Here is a 4,121-nt window from a genome sequence, read left to right on the forward strand (position 1 = left end):
CTATCGAAGCGGGTCTATCGAAGCGGGTAAAAAAGTTGGTGTATTGGGCAGCATTGGCTCGGGTAAAAGCACCCTGGTTAATTGCCTCAATCATCATCTTGATGTCGGTGAGGGCCAGATTTTCTGGGGTGATGTCGATATCACCAAGATGTCACGCCAAAACTGGCGAACCTATATTCGGACCATGACCCAGCAACCCTATTTATTCTCCGACACAATAGTTGAAAACGTCCAGTTCGGGGCCGCTCAGGATATCGATAACCGAACCGATGGCGATGTCCGGCATGTGTTGGAGTTAAGTCAGTTAAGCGATGATATATCTCGGTTTAGTGAAGGTGAGCAAACGATAGTGGGTGAGAAAGGAATAATGCTTTCTGGTGGCCAAAAGCAAAGGCTGAGCATTGCCCGGGCATTATTAACACCCAGTGATCTGATTATCATGGATAATGTTCTTTCGGCTGTCGATTATGAGACTGAGCGCAAAATCCTCGACGGCGTCTTTAACCGCATAAAAGATCAAAGTTTGCTGGTTGTATCTCATCGTATTAGTGCGCTGGAAAATCTGGATCAAATTCTGGTGCTGGATAAGGGGGAAATAATTGCACGGGGAAGCCATAGCGAGTTGTTATTATCATCGCAATATTATCGCGCAACATGGCAACTGCAACAACATGATCCGGAGTATGTCGCATGATTAAGGCCCTGGATATTCATTACCTTAAACACTTCTATAAGTATGCTTCAGCCTACAAAAAAACGGCTTTGACAGGCCTTGCGATGATGCCGCTCTCTATCGCTACCAATTTACTCTTTCCCTGGTTAGTTATTCAGGTGATAGATCAGCACTTGATACCCGGACAATTTGACGGATTACCACTAATGATCGGTGCGATGGTGCTGGTGCTGGTAGGTAATTACATTAGTGATGCCCTGTATAGTTACTATTTGCGCAAGACCGGACAACTGGCGGTGTTTGACATGCGAATGGCACTTTTCAAACGCGTTGTTAATTTACCGCGCAGCTACTTCGATAAAACACCTACCGGGGTGACGTTGTCACGTTTAACCAGTGATCTCGAAGCTATCGGTGAATCCTTTGTATTGGGTGTGCTGGGGCTGGTAAAGGACTCGATCAATACCCTAGCGGTTTTACTCTTTATGTTTTTTATTAACTGGCAGTTGACACTGGTCGTCTTGGTGGTGTTTCCGCCGGTTTTGTATCTGACGCAATATGTACGCAACAGACTGCGTAAGTTGTATTTAATTACTCGCGGTACTCTGGCCCGAGGTACGGGGTATTTACAGGAATGCCTGTCAGGGATAAAAACCGTTCAGCTTTATGGTGCCGAGCCGGAAGTCGAAGCTAAATATCGTGCCTATACTAGCGAATTTATGCGGGCACAGCTCAAGACCAATAAATATGATGCGACACTATTTTCGGTCATTACCGGGGTTACTTCGGTTACTATCGGACTTATCATCTGGTACGGTGCCGGTGAAGTGTTGCAAGGTGCGTTGACCTTAGGTGTCTTGATTGCTTTTATCAACACCCTGGAAAAAATCTTCGTACCGTTGCGAGACTTTACCTCGCAGATAGCTTCAATACAGCGTTCGTTCGCCGCGTTCGAGCACATCGAAGAGTTATTTGTCGAACCTTTAGAAGAAGAGGGCCGAACACTGTTGTCGCTGGCTGATCTTAAGGGCCCCCTGACATCGTTTGAATCATTGCAGTTTAAGAATGTTCGATTCCGCTACAACGAAGACGGCCCTTATGTATTGGACGATCTGTCGTTCAATTTGTCTAAAGGTGAACAACTGGCGCTGGTGGGAACCACTGGCTCTGGAAAATCGACGATCATCCGTCTGCTCAATAAGGTTTATCAGGATTACGAAGGCAGTATCTTATTAAATGGAATTGAATTATCGAGCATTCCAAAACAAGCAATATTGCACCTGTTTTCGCTGATGCAGCAGGACGTGTTTCTATTTGAAAAAAATATTCGCTTCAATATCTCTCTTGGTGATGACCAATTGAGCGATGAAGCGATAGTAGATGCCGCCCAATATGTCTATGCGCATGATTTTATAATGGAATTACCAAGTCAGTATCAGTTTGAATTAAAAAACAGCGGTAGCAACCTGTCGGCGGGCCAGACCCAGCTTATTTCCTTTGCCCGCTCTATTGCCCGCGGCGGACAGGTAATGATATTAGACGAAGCAACCAGTTCGGTCGACTCTGTTACCGAAGATTTGATCCAGAAAGCGATCGGACGCTTATTCGCCCAGAAAACGGTTATTGCGATTGCGCATCGTCTTAGCACCATTCGACATTCTAATCAGATCCTGGTCCTGGATCGCGGTAAGATTGTTGAACGGGGTAATCATCAGCAGCTGCTGGCGTTGCAGGGGATTTATGCGGGTCTGCTCAACGATGACAACAACATCGAAGACGATACTGCGCAGGCCCAGCAGAGTTATACCAATCTGACAAAGTAATTGCTCACTAACGTAATCAAATTGGTATAAGAGTATAGGTGTAGTGGCACACTGAATTTGGCCACCTGATTAGAGATGATATTACCTAACAGTGTATTACCAAGAACTCTGTATATACCCGAACCGATACTCGGCTCAGCAAAGCACTCTCAGCTGAATTTTTACTAAATATTAGTAAGTTTGTTTTTATAAGTTAAGGGCGATCAATCAACGGATGTTATCGCTGCAGTTAGCCGCTTCGCTCAAAAATTACACACCGAACAGTCTACTCATAGTCGCGCTTACGGCCTGATGAGCGTCATCGAGCAAGGGCTCGCCGTGGGCGCTCAGAAGGTGACGGAATTCCAATTCTTTAAGGCGCAAAAAATCGCTGGTTTTAGGCTCGGCATATTTAAGCCAGCCAGGGCCAACCGTGGCTTTGTTAAAAAAGCCAAGTCGTTCCTTCGATTCAGCAGCAAAGTCATTAAAGTACTCGTCCGGACCTGACATGTTTTGGAGTATCTTGGACAGGCATAGTTAAAAAAGTAACTAAGACTGACATCATTAAGTTGGTCAAATACATCCGAAATAGCATTATGGCTTATCTTGCTTGTAATAGCCGGAACCTGAAGCAATTTCGTGGTTTATGGGGTATTGGAAGAAAGGTTTATCCTTCTGGGGCCAGAATGAGGTGGGAGCTTTTGATTATCTAAGGCTATTTACGTGGTGAGTCTGTAACCCTGTGCCCGAGAACGGTTGAAATTCACCATTGCAGCCTGAATGGAGCGTGATGAGCCAATGAGCAACGCACGTTGTCGTTCAAACTGTGTGCAGGCTTTTAACCAATTTTTCTGCTCAATATTTAAACGTTGCAAGATTGGCGGTGTGTTGGATTCAATATACCCTGTTTTACCTTTGCGAAGCTGTCGACCTGTCCAGTCAACAAGCTCTAAGTAATCCATTAATCGCATAGGGATCCCTTTGATGATGGMGTTGCTTGGGTTACCAATGAAAGGGTGAAGTGACGGGGCGGTTARCTTCTCATCTTTCAGAGCCTGAAGCCTTGCTTTTATCGACGTATACTCAGACTTTTCCGGCGTTTTGGCTATGCCAGCACGGATGGGGTTTAAATCGACATAGGCCATTGCAGCAGCCAGCGCTTGTTCATCCAGCAATGCTTGGCACTTAAAGCGGCCCTCCCAGAAATGACCGGTACATTTCTCTTCTTTATTCGCCTGTGTGGCGATATCTAAATTGAGCTCACGCATAAACCAGCTGAGGTTGGCGAGTCGAGAACGCCACTCGTCGATGATGGTTTTGCAGGCGTTGAATTCGGCGTCGCTTTTAGTATCACCAGTCAGCAACCGCTGGATCAGTACCGGTTTGTTATGAAGGGTACACCAGCGATCAATRACTTCCWGATCTGTTAACGCTTGTGCTTTCTCTCTATCAATATGCACTACTAGGTGGTAGTGGTTACTCATTACTGAGTAGGCACAAATATCAATGCAATAGATACTGCTGAGTTGTTTGATCTTCGTTTCAATCCACTCGCGACGGTGTTCAAAAGACGTTTCTGTTGCTTCATCGTAACCACAGAGAAAGGTGCGCCGCACACAGCGTGAAACACAGTGGTAGTAGGGTGT

At 45.7% G+C, this 4,121-nt stretch carries 4 protein-coding genes; 2 read left to right on the forward strand and 2 right to left on the reverse strand.

Features of this window, described 5'->3' with window-relative positions:
* A partial coding sequence (locus tag L4D76_RS28410; protein ID WP_428444177.1) for an ATP-binding cassette domain-containing protein occupies positions 1-694 on the forward strand: 694 nt, incomplete at its 5' end.
* Entirely contained in the window at positions 691-2,496 is a 1,806-nt protein-coding gene (locus tag L4D76_RS28415) for an ABC transporter ATP-binding protein (RefSeq protein WP_428444178.1), read from the forward strand. The genes L4D76_RS28410 and L4D76_RS28415, both read left to right, overlap by 4 nt.
* Positions 2,497-2,745: 249 nt before the next feature.
* On the opposite strand, the gene L4D76_RS28420 is transcribed toward L4D76_RS28415, so the two are convergent.
* Together L4D76_RS28420 and L4D76_RS28425 are read right to left on the reverse strand one after the other, a co-directional pair.
* Positions 2,746-2,985, reverse strand: coding sequence for a hypothetical protein (locus L4D76_RS28420; protein WP_428444179.1), 240 nt, complete (start codon positions 2,983-2,985; stop codon positions 2,746-2,748).
* Positions 2,986-3,194: 209 nt separating this feature from the next.
* The coding region (locus L4D76_RS28425) for a transposase (protein ID WP_428444180.1) at positions 3,195-4,121 on the reverse strand (927 nt) is incomplete at its 5' end.

Origin of the sequence: Photobacterium sagamiensis (genome assembly GCF_050337085.1) — a bacterium.
GTDB classification, from domain to species: domain Bacteria; phylum Pseudomonadota; class Gammaproteobacteria; order Enterobacterales; family Vibrionaceae; genus Photobacterium; species Photobacterium sagamiensis.